Below are 20,653 nucleotides of genomic sequence, written 5' to 3' on the forward strand. Positions count from 1 at the left end.
GCGCCTACAGCCCCAGATCCAGATAGCCGTCCAGGCCGACTGTCAGCCCGGGGTGGGACGCCACATTGCGCAGTCCCAGCAACACGCCGGGCATGAAGGATGCCCGGTCGAAGGAGTCGTGGCGGATGGTCAGTTGCTCCCCCGGCCCGCCGAGGAGCACTTCCTGATGTGCCACGAGTCCACGCAAGCGGACGCTGTGGACGCGGACACCGTCTACATCGCAACCGCGGGCACCGTCAAGGGCGGTGTTCGTGGCATCCGGGCTTGCAGGGACGCCGGCTTCTTCGCGGGCGGCGGCAATGAGCTGGGCCGTGCGGACGGCCGTGCCCGAAGGAGCGTCCACCTTGTTCGGGTGGTGCAGTTCGATGATTTCCACCGATTCGAAATACTTGGAGGCCTTGGCGGCAAAGGCCGAGCCGAGGACGGAGCCGAGGGCGAAGTTGGGGGCGATGAGGACGCCCGACTCCGGGTTCGCCGCCAGCAACTGGCGCAACGCCGCGAGCCGCCCGGCGTCCCAACCGGTGGTCCCGACAACAGCATGCATGCCGTGTTCGACGGCGAAGCGGACGTTCGCTTCGGTGCTGTCCGGAACGGTCAGGTCGACGACATACTTGGCGCCGGCGTCGAGCAAGCTATCAAGGGAATCGCCGCGGCCGAGCGCCGCGACGAGCTTCATATCGGAGGCTGCCTCCACCGCTTTGACGGCTTCGATACCCATGCGGCCCTGGGCGCCCAGAATGGCGACAGCAAGTTGTTCGGTCATGCCCTTAACCCTACCGGGCGGCGCGCACCGGGATTGCCCTGCCCGGATGGTGGCTGCCCCAACGTGGGGTCTTTCGACGGGAAGCGACAGCTACTCGCCGGCCCCGACCCACTCGACGGTGCCGTCGCTGAAGAACTGTTCCTTCCAGATGGGCACTTGGGCTTTGATCCTGTCCACAAGCTCCGAGCACACTGCGAAAGCTTGTCCGCGGTGTGCGGCTGCAACCGCGCAAACGAGCGCAGGTTCGCCCACCTCAAGCATGCCGATCCGGTGTGCCGCCCAGATACGGACAGGCCGGGCAGCCTCCCCGGAGTGCTCCGCCACGAGCTTCGCGACGACGTCGGCCATGACCTGGTGCGCAGTCGGATGGGCGCTGTAGCTGAGCCTGTCGACGGGCTTGCCGCCGTCGTGGTTCCGGACCACACCGCTGAAGCTCACTACCGCTCCCGCGGTGTCCGATTCCACCGCTGCTATGGCCTGGTCCACGGAAATCGGCTCCGCGCTGAGAATCGCGCTGATGACTTCGAAGTCCGTTTCAGTGGTCATGACTTCCCTCCAATTGATCGCAAAGGTGGGCGATGACGGGATCAAGGACGGCAAGGCCGTCCATCACGCCCTTCGGCGAACCCGGCAGGTTCACAATGAACGTCTTCCCGGCTGTACCGGCATGGCCCCGGCTCAGCATCGCCATGGGGGTCTTGGCGGCTCCGGCGCGCCGGATGCCTTCCATGAGCCCTGGTATTTCGCGATCCAGCAAAGGCAGGGTGACTTCGGGAGTGCGGTCATCGGGGCTCAGCCCGGTGCCGCCGCTGGTAATGACGACGGCGGGTTCCTGGGTCAGCAGCGCACGGATGGCGGCACCGACCGGCTCGCCATCCGGGACCACCATGACGGGGAAGGTCTCGTAGCCGTGTTCGACCAACCAGTCCAGGATCACGGGGCCGCTCTTGTCCTCGTAGATTCCTGCCGCGGCACGGTTGGACGCGATGACGACGCCGGCCTTCCGCGGACCACGGCGGGGTTCACACGCGTTCATGCTGGCGCTCCTTCGCCGGATGCACCGGCCGAGGCGGGAAGGGCCCAGTCGCCGCTCTTTCCGCCGCTCTTGGCCAACACCTGGATGCCGCTGATGACGGCGTGCTTATCCACTGCCTTGATCATGTCGTAGACGCTCAAGGCGGCCACCGAGGCCGCAGTCAAAGCTTCCATCTCCACGCCCGTGACGCCCCTGGTCTTCACCGTTGCCAGGACAACCACGGTGTCGGGGCCGAGTTCGAAGTCCACAGTGACCTTGGAAATCGGCAGCGGGTGGCACAGCGGGATGAGTTCGGGCGTCTTCTTGGCTGCCATGATGCCGGCAACCCGCGCCACCGCAAGGGCGTCGCCTTTCGGGAGGTCACCGGCGCCGAGCAGGGTGAGCACCTCGGACGTGCTGTGGACGGTGGCGGTGGCGGTGGCCTCCCGCGTGGTCACGGCCTTTTCGGAGACATCGACCATTTGGGCTGTGCCATCCTGGCGCAAATGCGTAAGGGCGCCGCCATCCTGGCGCAAATGCGTAAGGGCGCCGCCATCCTGGCGCAAATGCGTAAGGGCGCCGACGACGTCTGCGGGGTCTGGAGTGTCATTCACAACATCCATACTTCCACTTCCGCCCCGGCGTCGAGTTCCGTGACGGCTGCAGGCACCTGGACCAGCGCGTTCGAGTTGGCGAGCGCATGGATGAGATGGGAGCCGGGGCCCCCTTCAAGCCTGACCATGCCACCCGGAAGAAGCGTGCCCCGGCGGACCTGGTGCTTACCGGCGGGCGAGGTCAGAGACTCCGCAAGGCGCGCCTGCAGGCTCGGACGCAAGGCGGGGCTTCCCACGACGGCGGCGAGCGCCGGGCGAAGGAACATTTCGAAGGACACGAGGCAGCTCACCGGATTGCCTGGGAATCCCAGGAAGGGTAGGCCGTCGAACGTTCCGATCCCCTGGGGGCCGCCGGGTTGCATGGCCACCGACACGAATTCAACCGGCTGGCCCTTCATCGCCTGCCGGACCACTTCGTAGGCGCCCTTGCTGACGCCCCCGGTGCTGACGATGAGATCAATGGTCCCACTCCGGCTGCGGAGGAGCGCCAGCAGCTCAGCGGGATCGTCGCCGCTGATTCCCGTCCGCGTGACGTGGAGGCCGGACTGCAGCATGGCGGCTTCGAGCAGGGTTCCGTTGGAATCGTAAATCTTGCCTTCCGGCAGGGACGTACCGGGTTCCACGACTTCATCGCCGGTGGTCACCAGAAGCACGTGCACGGGGGTCCGGACCTCGACGGCGGTCATCCCCAAGGCAGCGAGCAGCCCCAGCTGCCCGGGACCGAGGGCAGTTCCCGCACGCAAGGCAACGGTTCCCGCGGAGATGTCGCTCCCGGCGTCGCGGACGAACGTCCCCGGCTCGGTCGTCGGAAGGCGGACTGTTGCTGCCACCCCGGGCGCAGGGAAGACATCAGGCACCGCCTGTTCGATAGGCACGACGGCGTCGGCGCCCTCGGGCATCATGGCGCCGGTCATGATCGGGGCCGCTGTGCCGGGTATGAGTCGCACCGGAGCCGCGCCGGCCGGGACGGGATCCACTACCGTCAGCTCTGCACCGACGTCGCTCCCTGCGTGAGGCGCAAGGTCCGCTGCGCGGACCGCAAAACCGTCCATCTGGGAGTTGGCGAAGGGCGGCAGGCTGAGCGGGGCCAAGACGTCGGCGGCAAGTACCCGGCCGAGTGCCGCTATCAACGGCAGCTTCTCGGTGCTCTCGTGGTCCGCAAGGCCGGACAGCAGCTCCTGGACGGCTTGGCGGTGGGCTGCGACGGATCGTGCCACGAGGGTTCCTCCCGGGTTGTTTCGCTCAGACCTACTCAGCCTAGTGTCAGTTGGCGGTGACATGGATGGTGTGGAACCCCGTGGCGCCGTCCGGTGCCACAGGGGTTCGGGCTTCGGGCTGCGGCGTACCCGTGGCATCGGTAGCACGGACCTGGACTTCATGGTTCCCCGGGCCCAACTCAAGGCCCAGCTGCCATTGGTACCACGTGTCCGAGGAGATCCCCGGGGCGAGCTTGGCTTCCTGCCAATTGCCCCGGTCGACGCGCAACTCCACCCGGGAAACGCCACGGTGTTGAGCCCAGGCGACACCGCCGAACTGGACCGTTCCGGCCTTGACCGAGCGGCCGTCCCGGGGCACATCGATACGGGACTGCGTCTTGATGGGACCGTGGTCGCTCCAACCGCGCGGAACCCAGTAGCCCTGGTCGTCAGCGAAACGCGTGACCTTCAGTTCCGTCAGCCATTTGGTGGCCGAAACATATCCATAGAGGCCCGGGACGACCATCCGCACGGGGAAGCCGTGCTCCAGCGGCAACGGTTCGCCGTTCATTCCGACGGCGAGGATCGCGTCGCGATTGTCGGTGAGCGCTTCGAGGGGGGTCCCCGCAGTCCAGCCGTCAGTACTGCGGGACAGCACCATGTCCGCCCCGGGCTTGGGCCGGGCCATGGCGAGGAGTTCGCGGACCGGCCAGCCCAGCCAGAGGGCGTTGCCGATCAGGTCTCCGCCGACTTCGTTGGACACGCAAGCGATGGTCACGTAGCGCTCGATCATCGGCTTGCTCAGCAGCGTGGCGAAATCCAACTGGACTTCGCGCTCCACCAAACCGGTCACCTTGAGGGTCCAGTCCGGCGGATTCACGGCTGGCGGGATCAGCGCAGTGTCGATCCGGTAGAAGTCGGGGTTCGGTGTGACGAGCGGCTGCAGACCCGCCAAGGTGAGCGCAGCGCCGTCGGGAACCTTCTGCGGAGGAGTCACCGGGGCGGGAAGGGCCACCCCGCGACGGAAATCGGATGCCACTGTTCCTGCCCTGCGCACCACTGTCGTCACGATCCCTGCCGCCGCCGCTGCGATCGCGCTTCCACCCAGCAATTGCATAAAGCTTCGGCGGGCCAATGGCATGTCGGCTGCTTCGGGCACGGGTCGCAAGGTTTCGAGCCGCTGGATCAGGAGCCGGAGGAAAAGCATGGTGACTACAGTGGCTACGACGGGGGCTATTGCCGCAGTGGGCGCGGCTTGGGCACGGGTCAGCACGGCGGCCAGCCCCGCCGCTCCAGCGAGCAAGGCAAGCGCGAGCCCCGCTCCCTTTCGCCGATACTCCAGGAGGCCGGCGACCGCTGCGAGGACCAGGGTCACCAGGGCGATGCTGACGATCAGGGCAAGTTTGTCGGCGGTGCCGAAAAGGTTGACGGCCAGTTCCTTGGCCCAGCCCGGCACGGCGTCGATCACCACACCGCCCAACGCGGTAACGGGCGAGACGGACGGGCTCAGGAACCCAGCCAGCAACTCGCCGGCCGCCACCCCGAGTCCGATGGCCACCACGCCGCACGCCGCCGCCCATCGGGCCGCCGTCCTGGTACCGGCTTTCTTCGAAGTGGTCCTGCTCATGATGTGCCTGCCTGTTTGGGGCTCTCTGCCGGAATGGTGTCCGCGGGAACTGTCTGTATCGGAAATACTTCGGTGCGGGATGGGGTTGCCCGTGCCCCCGAGGGAAGGCGGAGCGTGAAACGGCAGCCCTCGCCCGTGTTCGCCACCGTGACAGTGCCGCCATGCGCCTTCACAATGCCCGCCACCATGCTGAGCCCTACGCCTGCCCCGCTGTATCGCGGCGGACCCCCTTCGACGGGCATTCCCGCTCCCCGGGAACGGTCCTTTTGCCAACCGGTCTCGAAAACGTGGGCGAGATCCTCGTCGTCGATGCCGCCGCAGCTGTCCACGACGTCGACGACGGCGTCGCTTCCGTCGCGTCCGACGCGAACCAGGACCCCGCCGTCGGGCCGGCTGTAGATAATAGCGTTGAGCAGCACGTTCCGGACGGCCCTTCCCAGGCTGGGGCCGTCCGCGACGGCCATGCACTCGCGGTCGCCGCCGCCGTCGAGCCGGATGCCGCGCTGGGCGGCGAGCGGCGCGAGATCGGCGATGGCGTCGCTCACGAGGTCGTAGAGGTCCAGGGATTCAGCGCTCAGCCGGAGCGTTCCGGCCTGGATTTTGGATAGTTCCAGGAGGTCGTTGACCATGACCGCCATCTGGTCCGTCTGGGCGATGATCTTGCGGTAGTACGCGGGGACGTCGGAGGCCATGCCGTCTTCCAGCGCTTCGGCCATGGCCCGCATGCTGGCCAAGGGGGTCCGGAGGTCGTGCGAGATCCAGGAGACCAGTTCGCGGCGGGCGGTTTCGACGGCGGCTTCCCGTCGCCGGGATTCCTCGAGTTTGATGCTGCTCGCTTCGAGTTCCTGGGCGAGCTGGGCAAGCTCGGAGTTCATTGCCGGTCCGGCCCGCCGCGATGCTGATTGCTGCAGGAACGAGCCATCGAGGGCTTCTCCGCTGCCGAGGCGTCGCGTTGCCGCCACAAGGCGGATGGCGTTGCGGGACACCCCGGCCCCGAGGACCAGGGAAATCGCGATCGCCACGACCGAGGCCACCCCGAGGATGTACCACATGACTTCGAGGTCCACGGCGGAAATGAACATCGCATTGAAGGCGCTCACCATCCCTGCCACGAGAACAGCAACGGTGGCCACCACCACGAGGCAAATCTGCACCAGGATCGACGCGCCGCGCAGGAAACGCAGCAAGGCAAGGGTCAACGCGCCGATGAGGACAGCCCACAGCAGCATCCAGCCCAGGATCGTGAACATTTCAGCTGCCTGCATGTCCACCTTCCTTCGCGTCAAATCGATAACCGACTCCCCAGACCGTCCTGAGCAGCACCGGGGTGGTCGGATTGTCCTCGATCTTTTCGCGCAAGCGCCGGACGTGGACCGTCACGGTGGACAAATCCCCGAAGTCCCAGCCCCAGACTGCCTTGATGAGATCCTCGCGGCTGAACACTTGGTTGGGCCGACGGAGCAGGAACGCCAGCAGATCGAACTCACGCACCGTAAGCATCAGGGGTTTGCCGTCCTGGAGCACTGTGCGCGAGGCCGGATCCAATTCGAAGCCGGCGAGCTCCACGGGAGGTTCCGGGCTGAATTCCCGGATGCTCCGGCGCAACACGGACTTCACCCGGAGGACCAGCTCGCGGGGTGAGAAGGGCTTGGTAACGTAGTCGTCCGCTCCGGTTTCCAGGCCCAGGATCCGGTCGTCTTCCGTGCCGAGGGCTGTGACCATGATGATGGGGACGCTCATGGCGAGGCGCAGCCTGCGGCACACTTCCACGCCGTCCAGTCCGGGCAGCATCCGGTCCAGGATGACAAGGTCGGGCCGTCTGGCGGCCGCGAGGCTCAGCGCCGTGAAGCCGTCGCCCGCGAGATCGACCTGGAAACCTGCCTGGACCAGGTAGTCCCGGACGACGTCGGCGATGGTCTGTTCGTCTTCGACGAGAAGAATGCGCCGATTGCCGAGTTCGGCAGCGTGCGGGCCGGTCTGCATGTTCACACCTTCAGCATAGATTCGCGTGGTGCCCGTGGTACGGGTTCCGGGCGCCGCAGGGCCAACCGTTTGCATTCCGTAAGAAGTCACGTCTTGCGTTGCCTTCCCCGGGAGCGGACGACGAACATGACCGGTGGGCGATATCACGCTCGGGCGTTGCCTGGCGTAGCCTGAACCCATGAGTGTTCAGCTAGGCATGCCGTTGCCCCCTGCGGGCGACGGGACGGGAAGCAGCGTGTCTGCGCCCCCGCCGCGCCCTGCCGGAACTCCCCCGGGTCTGTTCGACCGTTACGGACGCCGGGCCACCGATATGCGCTTGTCCCTGACCGACAAATGCAACCTCCGGTGTACTTACTGCATGCCGGCCGAGGGCCTCGAATGGTTGTCCAAACAGGCCGTCATGACCGCCGCCGAGATTGTCCGGCTAGTGCGGATCGGCGTCGAACAACTCGGGGTCCGCGAACTTCGCCTCACGGGAGGCGAGCCCTTGGTGCGTGCCGACCTCGTGGACATCATCTCGGCCCTCCGCGAGGCGCACCCCGACCTGCCGATCTCCATGACAACCAACGGCGTCGGACTCGACAAGAAGGCGGCAGGGCTCAAGGAAGCCGGGCTTACGCGCATCAACGTGTCCCTCGACTCCCTCCACGAAGAAACGTTCACGAAGCTGACCAGGCGCCCCTTCCTGGGCAAGGTGCTGGCCGGCGTCGATGCCGCCTGGGCTGCAGGCCTGGGTCCGGTCAAGATCAATGCCGTCCTCATGCGGGGAATCAACGACGTCGAGTCGCCTGAGCTCCTGGCCTGGGCTTTGGACCGCGGCTATGAACTGCGCTTCATCGAGCAAATGCCGCTGGACGCCGATCACGGTTGGACCCGGCGGGATATGATCACCGCAGCCGAGATCCGCGAACTGCTTTCACGCGACTTCGCGCTGACCCCGGACCCGCGCGAACGCGACGGCGCACCGGCGGAACGGTTTGAAGTACGACAGCGGGACCCGGCATCTGCCGAAGCCACGGGTCCGCTTCTGGGCACCGTCGGCATCATCGCCTCCGTCACCGAACCGTTCTGTTCCGATTGCCGGCGCACAAGGATTACCGCCGAAGGCAAGATTATGAGCTGCTTGTTCTCCCGCGAGGAATTCGACCTATTGGGACTACTTCGCTCCGGAGCGGACGACGAGGAACTCGCCCAACGCTGGCAGGACGCCATGTGGATCAAGCCCAAGGCACACGGCATGGACCACACCGGGCTCGGCGCACCCGACTTCGTCCAGCCGGACCGTAGCATGAGCGCCATCGGAGGGTAGGACTTTGCTCGTAAGATACTTCGCTGCCGCGCGCGCCGCGGCAGGCGTCGAAGAGGAACACCACGATCTTCCGGAAGGAACCGGCCTCGACGGACTGATCGCGGCAGTGCTCGCCGTCGAACGTCCGGAACCACCGGCCGGAACACCGCCCCTGGCCCGGATCATTTCGCGCAGCAGCTTCCTGCGCAATGAGGTGGCAGTCCGCGACCGTTCGGCCGCTCTCGGTGCGGACGACGTCGTCGACGTCCTCCCGCCGTTTGCCGGGGGCTAAGCCGGCCACGGCGAAGAGTGGTTCCCCGGGTCGAATGAGCCTACGCTGTGCCTATCCGCGCAACAGCAAAGGAACAGCCATGTACACCCTCCTGATCGAACACGCTGTGAACGACTTCGGCGCATGGAAGCGGTCGTTCGACTCGGATCCGGCAGATCGCGCAGGCTCCGGCGTTGTTTCCTTCAGGGTCTTCCGGCCCGTGGACGATTCGCAGCGCGTCTTGATCGAGCTTGATTTCGCCGAGCGGGAGCAAGCTGAATCAATGCTGAACACCTTGCGGACAAAGGTGTGGAGTGGACCTGGACGGCCGGCCTCGCTCGACGGCATGCCCGATGCGCGGATCGTTGAGTCGATGGAGGCCAGGATCCTCTGAATGCCGTGCCTGCTGGATGTGGGCCTTAGACGCGCCTGCAGACAGAGATCATGAACGGGCTGAACGTCGGGGCATCCCCGAGCCTCAGTTCCGCCATGTGGGTCAGCACGCCACCGTCCACCTTGAAAGTGTGCCTCGCGGTCCCGCGAGGGCTGCGCCGCTCAAGCCGCAGTGTGCCGTCCTGCCAATGCCCCCGGGCCGGAGCTTCGGGTGGCCGGCCCATGCTGTCCACGTAGTACCACAAGGTGTCCCCGTGGTCCGGGTCAACGGTAAAGACACCGTGCCCCTCGAAATGGGTGCCATCGGGCTCAATGTGCCGGTAGCTCTGAACCAAGGCGTAACCTCCTGCCGCGCGCGAGAAAGTCACTTCGGCGTCGGCGGTCCGGGCCGGTCCCCACGGCGACGCCGAGAGCTCGGTACTCCCCCGCCAATGCCCTAGGAACGCCTCCAACGCAGTGTGTGCATGACTCTTCAATGGCTCGTTCATGGCGACTCCTGCGCAAGACGATGGATACGTCACCATCATGTTCCCGATCGAGCAGGCACGTCCAGCCTTCCCCACGCCGGACATGCCCCCTCTTCCAAACCAGGAATGGACATATGAGGGCTATGTCCACTCCTAGGCTCCAGCGGGGGACATGTCCCCTGTGCGGTGCAATGTTCCCCACCGGACATGCCCCCTGTACCAGGCCAGGAATGGACATATGAGGGCTATGTCCACTCCTAGGCTCCAACGCGGGACATGTCCCCTAGAGGCCGAAGGTCTCTGTTTCCTCGAAGGGCCCGACGACGGTCACGGTGCGGGGGGCTTCGGCGAGCACCCGGGCGAGTTCCTGGACCTGATCGGCGGTGACGGCCTTGATGCGGGCCAGCGTTTCATCGATGTCCTGGAATTCGCCGGAGACGAGTTCGGCGCGGCCAAGGCGGGACATCCGGGATCCGGTGTCTTCAAGGGCCAGGACGATTCCGCCGCACAATTGGCCCACGGCCTTGCGCAGTTCCTCGTCCGTGATTCCGTCAGAGGCGAGCTTGTCCAGTTCGGCGCCCAGAAGTTCCAGAACCTGCTTGACCTTCGACGGCGTGCAGCCTGCGTACATGCCGAAGTAGCCTGCGTCCGCGTAGGCGGAGGCAAAGGAATAGGTGGAATAGACGAGGCCCCGCTTTTCGCGGATCTCCTGGAAGAGGCGCGAAGACATGCCACCGCCAAGGACCGCGTTCAGGACGCTCATCACGAAGCGCCGATCGTCGGTAGCCACGATCGAGGGGCAACCCATGATGATGTTGGCTTGCTCCACGGGACGCTTGATCACATGCAGCCCTGCGGTACCCGTGATATCCGCCCGCTCGGTGGAACGGCGCTCAACGGGGGCAGCGGTGTCCTTCAGCTCCCACCCGGCAGTCCGCAAGGCATCGACCACGAGCCGGCAAACGACGTCGTGGTCCAGGCCGCCCGCCGCGGTGATGACGATTTCGTCCGGCCGGTAGTAGCGCTGGTAGTGTGCCCACACGGAATCGCGGGACACGGCCTTGATGGCGGCAGGGGTGCCACCGATCGGGCGTCCCAGCGGATGCACGCCGAGTACGGCGGCCACGAAGTTTTCATGTGCGACGTCGGTGGGGTCATCGCTGTCCATGGCGATTTCCTCAAGGATCACGTCGCGTTCCTGTTCAAGTTCCGAAGGATCCAGCACAGCGCCGGTGATCATGTCGGCAATGACGTCGATGGCCATGGGGAGGTCCGTGTCCAGTACCCGAGCAAAGTAGCACGTGCTTTCCTTCGCCGTGGCCGCATTCGATTCACCGCCGACCTCGTCGAAAGCAGACGCGATCTCGAGGGCGGTGCGCTTCCTGGTGCCTTTGAACAGGAGGTGCTCGAGGAAGTGGGTGGAGCCGTGCTGGCCGTCTGCCTCGTCCCGGGAGCCGACTCCCACCCAGAATCCGATGGTTGCCGAACGCTGCCCGGGCATGGCCTCAGTGAGCACCCGGACGCCTCCCGGAAGCACTGAACGCCGGACAATGGAGCCGCCTTCGGCGCCATGGATCAATTCGCCGCCGGGCACGGTCTGCGCCAATGGGAGGGGTACGACAGTCATCAAGACCTTTCAGTTCTGCGGGAAATCACGGGTGCCAAATCTGGCTGCAATCGTACCAGCGGGCGCACCGCCCGCGGGACGGGAATTCGTTGTTAAACCGGGCAGGACCGGTGGACATGTCCACCGGTCCTGCCGCGTGTTTGCCGGTTCAGGCTACTCGGCGGAAACTTCAGCCTCTTCGGCGGGAGCTTCTTCAGAGGCGGCGCCTTCTTCCTCGGCCACAACCGGGGAGAGGGAGAGCTTGCCGCGGTCGTCGATCTTGGTGATCTCGACCTGGATCTTCTGGCCCACGGAGACGACGTCGTCGACGTTGTCCACGCGCTTGCCGCTGGCCAGCTTGCGCAGCTCGGAGATGTGCAGCAGGCCGTCCTTGCCCGGGGTCAGGGAAACGAACGCACCGAAGGTGGTGGTCTTGACGACCGTGCCCAGGTAACGCTCACCGATTTCCGGGACCTGCGGGTTGGCGATGGCGTTGATCGCGGCGCGGGCTGCTTCTGCAGACGGACCGTTGGTAGCGCCGATGTAGACCGTGCCGTCGTCCTCGATGGAGATGTCGGCGCCGGTGTCTTCCTGGATCTGGTTGATCATCTTGCCCTTGGGGCCAATGACCTCACCGATCTTGTCAACGGGGATGTTGACGGCGATCACGCGCGGTGCGAACTCGGAGAGCTCGTCCGGAGTGTCGATAGCGGCGTTGATGACGTCCAGGATGTGCAGGCGGGCTTCGCGGGCCTGCTTCAGGGCTGCAGCCAGGACCGATGCCGGGATGCCATCGAGCTTGGTGTCGAGCTGGATGGCCGTGACGAACTCGGACGTACCGGCAACCTTGAAGTCCATGTCGCCGAAAGCGTCTTCGGCGCCGAGGATGTCGGTCAGGGCGGCGTAGCGGGTCTGGCCGTCAACCTGGTCGGAAACCAGGCCCATGGCGATACCGGCAACAGCGGCCTTCAGCGGCACACCTGCGTTGAGCAGGGACAGCGTGGAGGCGCAGACGGAACCCATCGACGTCGAACCGTTGGAGCTGAGGGCCTCGGACACCTGGCGGATGGCGTACGGGAATTCCTCGCGGGACGGCAGCACCGGAACCAGGGCGCGCTCGGCGAGTGCGCCATGGCCGATTTCGCGGCGCTTCGGGGAACCGACGCGGCCGGTCTCGCCGGTGGAGTACGGCGGGAAGTTGTAATTGTGCATGTAGCGCTTGCGCGTGACGGGAGACAGCGAGTCGATCTGCTGTTCCATCTTGAGCATGTTCAGCGTGGTGACACCCATGATCTGGGTTTCGCCGCGTTCGAAGATGGCGGAACCGTGAACGCGCGGCAGGACCTCTACCTCGGCAGTCAGCTGGCGGATGTCCGTCAGGCCACGGCCGTCGATGCGGATCTGGTCCTTGAGGATGCGCTGGCGGACAACCTGCTTGGTCAGGGAGCGGAAAGCTGCGGACAGTTCCTTCTCGCGGCCGTCGAACTCGCCGGCGAGGGCACCGAGGACCTCGTCCTTGAGTTCGTCGGAGGCGTTGTCGCGGTCCTGCTTGTCGGCGATCTGGAAGACAGCAGCAAGCTTCTCGGCAGCGGCAGCTTCAACAGCAGCGTAGGCGTCATCCTGGTAGTCCAGGAAGACCGGGAACTCGACCGTCGGCTTGGCAGCGCGGGCGGCCAGGTCAGCCTGGGCCTCGCACAGGGCCTTGATGAACGGCTTGGCGGCCTCGAGGCCCTCGGAAACGACCTCTTCGGTGGGAGCGGTGGCGCCCTGTTCCTTGATGAGGTTCCAGGAGTTGTCGGTGGCTTCGGCTTCGACCATCATGATGGCGACGTCGTCACCGGCGATGCGGCCGGCAACAACCATGTTGAAGACGGCGTTCTCAAGCTGGGAGTGCTTCGGGAAAGCAACCCATTCGGTGCCTTGTTCGTCGGCGACGAGGGCGACGCGGACGCCACCGATCGGGCCGGAGAACGGGAGTCCGGAGAGCTGGGTGGACATGGACGAGGCGTTGATGGCCACCACGTCGTAGAGCTCGTCCGGGTTGATCGCCAGGACGGTGACGACGATCTGGACCTCGTTGCGCAGGCCCTTGACGAACGCGGGGCGCAGCGGGCGGTCCATGAGGCGGCAAGCCAGGATTGCTTCGGTGGACGGGCGTCCTTCACGGCGGAAGAACGAGCCCGGGATGCGGCCGGCGGCGTACATGCGCTCTTCGACGTCGACGGTCAGCGGGAAGAAGTCGAAGCCTTCACGCGGGGACTTGCCTGCGGTGGTTGCGGACAGCAGTGCGGTGTCTTCGTCGATGTAGACCATCGCGGCGCCGGCTGCCTGCTTGGCGAGGCGGCCGGTTTCGAAGCGGATAACACGCTTGCCGAAGCGGCCGTTGTCGATGATGGCTTCTGAGAACTGGATTTCGGGACCCTCCATTGAGAGTCACCTCCGTTTCTTGTTTAGCGGAAGTCCTCCCGCATCGACCCAGGCCAGCGTCTGTTCCTGGTCTGTACGACACCCGGTCATCGATCGAGACCCACGGGCTGCGCCTTCATCACAGAAGGCTGTTCCCGGGGATCACTACCGAGGACCGCGAATGCGCGATGCGGTTGAACTCCTGTTAAGTGTTGGATTTAGTTATGGAGAAAAGGCGGCCCGGTCCGCGGAGGATCGGGCCGCCCGAAGTCAAACTAGCGGCGCAGGCCGAGGCGCTCGATGAGCGCACGGTAGCGGGCAATGTCAGTCTTCTTGAGGTAGCCCAGCATGCGCTTGCGACGACCAACCATAGCCAGCAGACCGCGCTGGGTGTGGAAGTCGTGCTTGTGCTCCTTCATGTGCTCAGTCAGATCCTTGATCCGCTGAGTCAGGACTGCAATCTGGACCTCCGGCGAACCAGTGTCGCCCTTGGACGTTGCGTATGCCTCGATGATGGACTGCTTAACAGCGGCTTCAAGTGCCACGTGAACTCCTAGAGTTGTGCCGCGCGTCCCGATTCAGCGCCTCGCTGCCGGGTTGTGATGTGCCGATGACCGCACACAAAACAGGTCCAGCCGCCACGGACTGCAGCCGGATCCATCCCTCAGTTTACCGGCAGCCCGGCAATCTTGTCGAAAGCTGCCGTGTGACCCTCCTCAAAGAGGAGCGCCACTCACTGCCCGATCTCGGTCCGGACGGCGAAAAGCTCAGGGAAGAACGTCAAATCGAGCGCCTTCTTCAGGAAGGAAACGCCGCTTGAACCTCCGGTTCCCGTCTTCATGCCGATGGTCCGCTGCACAGTACGGAGGTGCCGGAAGCGCCACAACTGGAAGTTGTCTTCCAGGTCCACCAGTTCCTCGCACGCTTCGTAGGCCGGCCAGTTGTCTGCCGCGTGTTCGTAGATGTGCTTGAAGAGGGGCAAGAGCTCAGGGGCGAACTCGTGGGCATGGGTCACATCCCGGTCCAGGACGGACCGTGGAACGTCGTAGCCGTGCCGGTCCAGGTAAGCCAGGAATTCGTCGTAGATGCTCGGGGCGTTCAGGAGCTCCTCCAGCATGGTCCTGGACTCCGGATCCGATTCGAACACCGGCAACATCTTGGCGTTCTTGTTGCCGAGGATGAACTCGACAGCGCGGTATTGGCTCGACTGGAACCCGGAGGCATTGCCCAGGAAGCCGCGGAACTGGGAGTACTCGGTGGGGGTGAGCGTGGCGAGCACCGACCATTGCTCGGTGAGCGTCTTCTGGATGTGCTTGACCCGTGCGATGGCCTTGAGCGCGGAGCCGAGGTCGTCCTGGCGCAGCCAGGCCGCCGCGCTGCGGAGCTCGTGCAGGACCAGCTTCAGCCAAAGCTCGGTGGTTTGGTGTTGGATGATGAACAAGAGCTCGTCATGGTGCTCGGGCTGGCTGACAGGTTGCTGGGCGCTGAGCAGCAAGGGCAGCTGCAGGTAGGAGCCGTAGCTCATGCGTGAGCTGAAATCCTTGACGATGCCTTCGTCGAGTGGCCGGGTGTTCTTCTCAACGCTCACGGTGCGGGGCTACTTGTCCAGCAGGAGATCGTGGGCCTGGACGACGTCCAGCCGCATCTGCTCTACCAGGGCCTCGGGTCCGCGGTAGGCCACCATGCCCCGGAGCCGCGCCGTGAATTCCACCACGACGGTCTGGCCGTAGAGGTTGAAGTCCTCCACTGCCTCCTCCGGACGGTCGATCACGTGGGCTTCCACCTGGCGGCTCACGCCGTCGAACGTGGGGTTGGAACCCACCGAAATCGCTGCGGGCCAGCGGGTTCCGGATTCGTCCACGAGCCAGCCGGCGTAGATTCCATCCGCGGGGACGTAGCCCGTGGCGCCGTGGTCCAGGTTCGCCGTGGGAAAGCCCAGGGCGCGTCCACGCGCAGCGCCGTGGACTACTTCGCCGCGCATCCTGTGCGGGCGGCCAAGGACGGCGGCCGCGGTCTCGACGTCGCCCTCGGCGAGAGCCTCGCGCACCCAAGTGGAGGAACAGCGGCGGTCCGTGCCGCCGTCGTCGTGTACCGGAAAGCCTTCCGCGCCGAACTCGTTGACCACGTGGACGCCGAATCCGAGTTTCTTGCCCAATTCCTGCATAGTGCCGACGTCGCCGGAATTTCCCACGCCGAAACGGAGATCGTGGCCCACAACAACGTGTGCCGCGTGAAGCCCGTCGAGCAGGACGGTGACGACGAATTCCTCGGGTGTCATGGCCGCAAGCGTGAGGTTGTATTTCATGACGAGGACGGCGTCCACGCCCGTGTCGGCCAGGGCATCGAGTTTGTCCTGCAGACCCATGAGGAGCTCCGGTGCGGAGTCGGGCCGGTGGACCAGGGCCGGGTGGGGATCGAACGTCACGACGACGGACCGCGCGGCATGCTGCCCTGCTGTGCGCAGAAGCTGCGTCAGCACCTGCTGGTGTCCGCGGTGGACGCCGTCAAAGTTGCCGATGGTAACGACGCTGGGACCGAAATCCTCGGGGACCTCGGTGGGATCGTTCCAGATGTGGACCATCAACCTCGCCTTTTACTGCTGGTATTCGCTATGCCCGGTGCCTGGTCCGGCGCCGGAATTCTCTAAGGTTACCCGCTATCCCGGGGCTGGCATGCCCGGGTGGCAGGGCCCCGATTTCTAGTGCGGGAGCCGTGCCGGGCGCCGACGGTAGAGCCACAACAGGCCCAGGACCGGCAGGATCAACGGTACAAAGCCGTATCCGCGTCCGAACAAGGACCACACGGTGTCGTGCGGGAAAGCCACAGGATCGAAAAGGCTGATGGCGCCAACCACCACCACTCCGACCATCTCCACGAGGACGGCCGCCAGCGATACCTTGAACCACGTGCGGCCCGGCTTCGCAAGGGAGACTGTGGCCACGATGTACACCACGGCGGCGAAGGCCGAGAGGATGTGGGCCAGGGGAGCATCCGGGAACTTGGTCAGGATCTGATAGCCCGCACGGGCCGTGGCCGAGATCGCGAAAACCGCGTAGACCGCAATCAGCAGCCTCCCGGGCCCGGTATTGCGGGTGTCCCGGTTCTTTTTCTCGGTGGTTTCAACAGTCACTTCGTGTGCTTCTTCCAATGTCAGTACCAGATCTGGTTCATGCGGGCCGCCATGACCAATGCGGTGACGCCCACGGCGCCCATGACGAAATTGCTCCAACGGGTCCGTTCCAGGATGGACCAGTACACCGCGACGACAGGGAGGATGAGCGCCGTGATGATGTAACCCCAGAATTCCCAGGGCTCCCCCGCGATCTTTTCACCCATCGCCACACGGATGATCGATCCCACCAGATAGACCAGCAAGACGAGTTCGACGGCGGCAACGGACAGTATGGTGACGTCGTTGGGGGCCTTCTTCATGATGCCCGCCACGACGCAAATGATGGTGGACAGCAAACCCACTACCAGGACGGCGTAAAAGTATCCGTCCATGGCTAGTGTGCCTGCTTTTCGTTGTCAGGCGCGAACACCAGGACGGGCTTGGCGAAACTCCCCGCATCGGCCACCAACGCCACGAGTTCCCCTGACGGTGAAAACGCCGCCGCCGGGTTCTCGGCGGTGGCCGCGTCGGCCGTGCCGGCAGCGGGTCCCGCCGCGATCCTGCGGCCAAAGGAGATCTCGGTGGCTTCGGCGTCGCTCAACTCCCGGTTCGGCATGAGCGCGCGGGCCGCGGCGGACATGTCGAGGACTTCCAGTTCCTCGGCAAGCTGATCGAGGGTGCGGGCCTGCTCCAGGGTGTAGGGCCCCACTTGGGTGCGGCGCAGCGCCGTGAGATGGCCGCCGACGCCGAGAGCCGCGCCAAGGTCGCGTGCCAGCGCGCGGATGTAGGTGCCCGAGGAGCACTCGACGGTCACGTCGATGTCCACCACCCTGCCGTCGTCGACCCTCCGGATGGCGTGGATCTCGAAACGGTGGATGGTCACGGGCCGGGCGGCGAGCTTGACCTCTTGCCCCGAACGCACGCGCGCGTAGGACCGTTCGCCGTTGACCTTGATGGCGCTGACGCTGCTGGGAACCTGCTGGATCTCGCCACTGAGCTGCGCGACGCCGGCGCGGATGGCTTCCTCGGTGACCCCGGCGGCGCTGCGGCTTTCGGTGATGTCGCCTTCGGCATCGTCCGTGATGGTTGATTCGCCGAGCCGGATGGTGGCGGAGTACGTCTTGGAGGTGCCGACGATGTACGTCAACAGTCGCGTGGCCTTGTTGATACCAATCACAAGCACCCCGGTGGCCATGGGGTCCAGGGTCCCTGCATGGCCCACTTTCCGGGTACCGGCCAGTCGCCGCATCCGTCCAACCACATCGTGGCTGGTCCATCCTTGCGGCTTGTCAACGATTACCAGTCCAGAAAGCACGCCTCCCAGTATATCCGCGCCGGGGCATGCATCCTGCGGCCCGCGGCTTCCCTGAACGGTCCGGGACCGCGGCTAAGATGGCTCCCATGCCTGAGCTTGCCGCACACGTCGACGAAGTGCCCGTGAACCAGATCCGCGAGATCACCGAGGCCGCGTGGAGCACCCCCGGGGCGATTGTCCTCAGCATCGGCGAGCCCGGCTTCGCGCTGCCCCGCCACATCCTGGACGCGGGGATCGCGTGCCTGGACAGGGACGAGACCAACTACACCCCCAATGCCGGTATCCCGGCCCTGCGTGAGGCCTTTGCCGATCGGTTCCGGGCGCACAACAAGGTGGACGTCGGGGCAGAGCGCGTGTACGTCGTGGACGGAGCCCAGCAGGGACTGCACTTCGCCATGAGCCTGCTCCTCTCCCCCGGAGACGAGATCCTGATTCCCAACCCCGGCTATCCCACTTTTGCCATGACGAGCCATTTGCTGCACGCCGTCCCGGTGCGGTATCCGCTCTACCCCGAGCACGAGTTCCAACCCCGCATCGAGGACATCGAGGCACTGATCACGCCCCGGACCAAAGTGTTGGTCCTTAATTCCCCGTCCAATCCCCTGGGCGTGGTGATCTGCGAGGAAACGACGCGCCAGCTCGTGGAATTGGCCGTCAAACACGATTTGTGGATCATTTCGGATGAATGCTACGAAGCCTTCACCTTCGATGTTCCGCACACGAGTCCCGCCCGCTTCGACAGCACCGTTCCCGGGGAGGCGCGGGTCTTCACGTCCCTGACTTTGTCCAAAACGTATGGGCTGACGGGACTGCGGATCGGCGCGCTCGTTTGCCCTCCGGGCCTGGAACGGAGGATGAACAACGTCATGGAAGCGATCGTTTCCTGCGTGGCTTCACCTTCCCAGTATGCTGCGGTCGCGGCGCTGACCGGCCCGCAGGACTATGTGGACGCCGCGCGGGAGCATTACCGTTCCAACCGCGACGCCGCCTCGGCAGTGCTTGCGGAAAAGGGCATTCCCTTCCTGGGCGCGCAGGGGGCTTTCTATCTCTGGGCGGACGTCTCCCATGTGAGCGGCGGCGACGTGCGAACTTGGGTGCGTCTGTTCCTCAGGGATTCCGGAGTGGCGGTGGCGCCGGGCACCGCGTTCGGTTCCATCGGCGAGGGGTGGATCAGGATCGCGTTGTGCGGTGATCAGCAGCAACTGCTCGACGGCGTCGGGCGGCTTCCGGAGCGCGTTTAGGGCCGGCGCTTTAGGGCCCGGCGCTTTGCTTGGCGGCCGCCGCTTTCAGTATGCGGTCCGGTTTTTGTGCCCGCGCCAGGCATCGAAAGGAGCCTCCGATGCGGCGACCTCCTTATGTTGGACGGGCAACAGTTCAGGCCTGTTGCCGTCGAAATATTCGTAGAACACCGCATCGTCGAAGCCTGCGGCTGCGGCCCCGTGCCGATCCGCGGCAAAGTAGACCCGGCTTACGCGGCCCCATAGGGCGGCGGAGAGGCACAAAGGGCATGGTTCGCAGCTTGAGTAGAGCACCGAGCCGCTGAGATCGAAGCTTCCCAGTTCAGACGCAGCCCGCCGGATGGCCACCACTTCGGCGTGCGCTGTGGGGTCGTTGTCGCGGGTGACCCGGTTGACGCCGTCATGGAGCCGTCCGTCCGGGGTGACCACGACGGCGCCGAAAGGGCCGCCGCCGTCGGCCACGTTCTGCACCGCGAGCTGCAGGGCGTGTTCGAGGTAGTCTTCGGGACTCTGAGCTGAATCGTGCGCCGACATGCTCCGATCTTAGCGACGGCCCATCAATTTGGCCCTGCTTTTCACGGTTAAACAAGAAGGACCGGATCCGGCAGTCCTAAGAACTGCGGATCCGGTCCCACCCGGGAAGCGCCGGGCTACTTGCCGCTGTCTTCGTCGATGTCTTCATCGGCACGGAGGTCGATGTCTTCTTCATCAAAGTCGTCTTCGTCGATGTCCGCATCCTGCGGGGAATCGCTCTTGTACGGGTCCGCATCGCCTGCGTGCTTGGCGCCGGCGGCCAGCGCGGCCACCTCGGCGTCGCGCTGCTTGGCGGTGCGCAACAGCTCCTCAAGGTTCGAGGCGTTGACCGGAATGAGGTCGGCAACGAATTCCAAGGTAGGAGTCAGCCGCACGGTGATGTTCCGGCCCACTTCCTGCCGCAAAACACCCTTGGCCTTCTCCAACGCCCGAACAGCATCCGAATGAGCGGCTTCGTCACCGAAGACGGTGTAGTACACGGTGGCGTGCTGAAGATCGTTGGTGACGCGGGCATCGGTGATAGTGATGCCCTCAACCCGAGGATCCTTGATCCGCCGGCCCAGTGCCTCAGCAACAACAACCTTAATCCGCTGCGCCAACTTGGCAGCGCGTGCCGGATCAGCCATGACATCCTCCTGGATATAGAAAACTTAGCCACGCCCTAAGGCGAGTTTACGACGGAACCGTCGGGTTTCCCGGCGGCCGTTTGGAGCCATGATGGGGGCCCGGGAGTGGCATCGGGCCTGCCGGAGCTGGGCGGCTAACGTCGTTAGACGTTGGCCGCCCAGCGTAGGGGCGGGGCCCCCATCATGGCGGAAAATGGGC

The 20,653-nt window shown here is 65.1% G+C and carries 23 protein-coding genes; 4 read left to right on the top strand and 19 right to left on the bottom strand.

Translation table 11 applies throughout. The features are described from left to right. Positions 1 to 4 precede the first annotated feature (4 nt). The 8 genes from dapB to ABD742_RS14895 all read right to left on the bottom strand — a co-directional run bounded on the left by dapB (position 5) and on the right by ABD742_RS14895 (position 7,198). The gene (dapB, locus tag ABD742_RS14860) at positions 5 to 763 is read right to left on the bottom strand and encodes a 4-hydroxy-tetrahydrodipicolinate reductase (protein WP_234753115.1); all 759 of its coding nucleotides are present in this window, start codon (positions 761 to 763) and stop codon (positions 5 to 7) included. A gap of 90 nt (positions 764 to 853) precedes the next feature. Then, a complete protein-coding gene (locus tag ABD742_RS14865; RefSeq protein WP_234753114.1) occupies positions 854 to 1,309 on the bottom strand; it encodes a molybdenum cofactor biosynthesis protein MoaE in 456 nt (151 codons plus the stop codon). After that, the gene (locus tag ABD742_RS14870; protein ID WP_234753113.1) at positions 1,299 to 1,799 is read right to left on the bottom strand and encodes a MogA/MoaB family molybdenum cofactor biosynthesis protein; all 501 of its coding nucleotides are present in this window, start codon (positions 1,797 to 1,799) and stop codon (positions 1,299 to 1,301) included. Before ABD742_RS14870 ends, ABD742_RS14865 begins: the two co-directional genes overlap by 11 nt. Further along, the gene (gene moaC / locus ABD742_RS14875) at positions 1,796 to 2,401 is read right to left on the bottom strand and encodes a cyclic pyranopterin monophosphate synthase MoaC (protein ID WP_372460968.1); all 606 of its coding nucleotides are present in this window, start codon (positions 2,399 to 2,401) and stop codon (positions 1,796 to 1,798) included. Before moaC ends, ABD742_RS14870 begins: the two co-directional genes overlap by 4 nt. After that, a complete protein-coding gene (locus tag ABD742_RS14880) occupies positions 2,389 to 3,609 on the bottom strand; it encodes a molybdopterin molybdotransferase MoeA (protein ID WP_234753112.1) in 1,221 nt (406 codons plus the stop codon). The genes moaC and ABD742_RS14880 overlap by 13 nt, the downstream gene beginning before the upstream one ends. Before the next feature lie 46 nt (positions 3,610 to 3,655). Then, positions 3,656 to 5,215, bottom strand: coding sequence for a molybdopterin-dependent oxidoreductase (locus ABD742_RS14885; protein ID WP_234753111.1), 1,560 nt, complete (start codon positions 5,213 to 5,215; stop codon positions 3,656 to 3,658). Continuing rightward, the gene (locus ABD742_RS14890; RefSeq protein ID WP_234753110.1) at positions 5,212 to 6,480 is read right to left on the bottom strand and encodes a sensor histidine kinase; all 1,269 of its coding nucleotides are present in this window, start codon (positions 6,478 to 6,480) and stop codon (positions 5,212 to 5,214) included. The genes ABD742_RS14885 and ABD742_RS14890 overlap by 4 nt, the downstream gene beginning before the upstream one ends. Next, the gene (locus ABD742_RS14895; protein WP_234753177.1) at positions 6,467 to 7,198 is read right to left on the bottom strand and encodes a response regulator transcription factor; all 732 of its coding nucleotides are present in this window, start codon (positions 7,196 to 7,198) and stop codon (positions 6,467 to 6,469) included. Before ABD742_RS14895 ends, ABD742_RS14890 begins: the two co-directional genes overlap by 14 nt. Before the next feature lie 178 nt (positions 7,199 to 7,376). On the opposite strand from ABD742_RS14895, the gene moaA reads away from it, so the two are divergent. The 3 genes from moaA (at position 7,377) to ABD742_RS14910 (ending at position 9,151) form a co-directional block, all read left to right on the top strand. Then, on the top strand, positions 7,377 to 8,507 hold the full coding sequence (moaA, locus tag ABD742_RS14900) for a GTP 3',8-cyclase MoaA (RefSeq protein ID WP_234753109.1): 1,131 nt from the start codon (positions 7,377 to 7,379) through the stop codon (positions 8,505 to 8,507). A gap of 4 nt (positions 8,508 to 8,511) precedes the next feature. Beyond that, positions 8,512 to 8,778 carry a MoaD/ThiS family protein gene (locus tag ABD742_RS14905; RefSeq protein WP_234753108.1) on the top strand — a complete coding sequence of 89 codons (267 nt, stop codon included), beginning with the start codon at positions 8,512 to 8,514 and terminating at the stop codon, positions 8,776 to 8,778. A 79-nt stretch (positions 8,779 to 8,857) separates the two neighbouring features. Beyond that, on the top strand, positions 8,858 to 9,151 hold the full coding sequence (locus tag ABD742_RS14910; RefSeq protein ID WP_234753107.1) for a hypothetical protein: 294 nt from the start codon (positions 8,858 to 8,860) through the stop codon (positions 9,149 to 9,151). 25 nt (positions 9,152 to 9,176) lie between these two features. On the opposite strand, the gene ABD742_RS14915 is transcribed toward ABD742_RS14910, so the two are convergent. The 9 genes from ABD742_RS14915 to truB all read right to left on the bottom strand — a co-directional run bounded on the left by ABD742_RS14915 (position 9,177) and on the right by truB (position 18,056). Beyond that, positions 9,177 to 9,638, bottom strand: a complete 462-nt coding sequence (locus ABD742_RS14915; RefSeq protein ID WP_234753106.1) for a DUF1579 family protein — start codon at positions 9,636 to 9,638, stop codon at positions 9,177 to 9,179. Positions 9,639 to 9,900: 262 nt separating this feature from the next. Continuing rightward, the gene (locus tag ABD742_RS14920; RefSeq protein ID WP_234753105.1) at positions 9,901 to 11,244 is read right to left on the bottom strand and encodes a M16 family metallopeptidase; all 1,344 of its coding nucleotides are present in this window, start codon (positions 11,242 to 11,244) and stop codon (positions 9,901 to 9,903) included. Positions 11,245 to 11,397: 153 nt separating this feature from the next. Next, positions 11,398 to 13,650: a polyribonucleotide nucleotidyltransferase gene (locus ABD742_RS14925; RefSeq protein ID WP_234753104.1), complete on the bottom strand. Its 2,253-nt coding sequence runs from the start codon at positions 13,648 to 13,650 to the stop codon at positions 11,398 to 11,400. Positions 13,651 to 13,904: 254 nt separating this feature from the next. After that, positions 13,905 to 14,174 carry a 30S ribosomal protein S15 gene (gene rpsO / locus ABD742_RS14930; protein ID WP_028266602.1) on the bottom strand — a complete coding sequence of 90 codons (270 nt, stop codon included), beginning with the start codon at positions 14,172 to 14,174 and terminating at the stop codon, positions 13,905 to 13,907. Between the two features lie 188 nt (positions 14,175 to 14,362). Then, positions 14,363 to 15,217: a tryptophan 2,3-dioxygenase gene (gene kynA, locus ABD742_RS14935; RefSeq protein ID WP_234753103.1), complete on the bottom strand. Its 855-nt coding sequence runs from the start codon at positions 15,215 to 15,217 to the stop codon at positions 14,363 to 14,365. 9 nt (positions 15,218 to 15,226) lie between these two features. Next, positions 15,227 to 16,210, bottom strand: coding sequence for a bifunctional riboflavin kinase/FAD synthetase (locus ABD742_RS14940; RefSeq protein ID WP_234753102.1), 984 nt, complete (start codon positions 16,208 to 16,210; stop codon positions 15,227 to 15,229). Between the two features lie 117 nt (positions 16,211 to 16,327). Then, positions 16,328 to 16,777 carry a hypothetical protein gene (locus tag ABD742_RS14945; RefSeq protein ID WP_372460967.1) on the bottom strand — a complete coding sequence of 150 codons (450 nt, stop codon included), beginning with the start codon at positions 16,775 to 16,777 and terminating at the stop codon, positions 16,328 to 16,330. Positions 16,778 to 16,779: 2 nt separating this feature from the next. Further along, positions 16,780 to 17,133: a hypothetical protein gene (locus ABD742_RS14950; RefSeq protein WP_234753100.1), complete on the bottom strand. Its 354-nt coding sequence runs from the start codon at positions 17,131 to 17,133 to the stop codon at positions 16,780 to 16,782. Positions 17,134 to 17,135: 2 nt separating this feature from the next. Further along, complete coding sequence (gene truB / locus ABD742_RS14955) at positions 17,136 to 18,056, bottom strand: tRNA pseudouridine(55) synthase TruB (RefSeq protein WP_234753099.1); 921 nt, start codon at positions 18,054 to 18,056, stop codon at positions 17,136 to 17,138. Positions 18,057 to 18,142: 86 nt separating this feature from the next. Between truB and ABD742_RS14960 the strand changes: the two genes are divergently transcribed. Then, positions 18,143 to 19,297, top strand: a complete 1,155-nt coding sequence (locus ABD742_RS14960) for a pyridoxal phosphate-dependent aminotransferase (RefSeq protein WP_234753098.1) — start codon at positions 18,143 to 18,145, stop codon at positions 19,295 to 19,297. A 45-nt stretch (positions 19,298 to 19,342) separates the two neighbouring features. On the opposite strand, the gene ABD742_RS14965 is transcribed toward ABD742_RS14960, so the two are convergent. Then, positions 19,343 to 19,828: a nucleoside deaminase gene (locus ABD742_RS14965; protein ID WP_234753097.1), complete on the bottom strand. Its 486-nt coding sequence runs from the start codon at positions 19,826 to 19,828 to the stop codon at positions 19,343 to 19,345. Between the two features lie 116 nt (positions 19,829 to 19,944). Beyond that, the gene (gene rbfA, locus ABD742_RS14970) at positions 19,945 to 20,454 is read right to left on the bottom strand and encodes a 30S ribosome-binding factor RbfA (RefSeq protein WP_234753096.1); all 510 of its coding nucleotides are present in this window, start codon (positions 20,452 to 20,454) and stop codon (positions 19,945 to 19,947) included. Positions 20,455 to 20,653 lie beyond the last annotated feature (199 nt).

This window comes from Arthrobacter ramosus, from assembly GCF_039535095.1.
GTDB classification, from domain to species: Bacteria; Actinomycetota; Actinomycetes; order Actinomycetales; family Micrococcaceae; genus Arthrobacter; species Arthrobacter ramosus.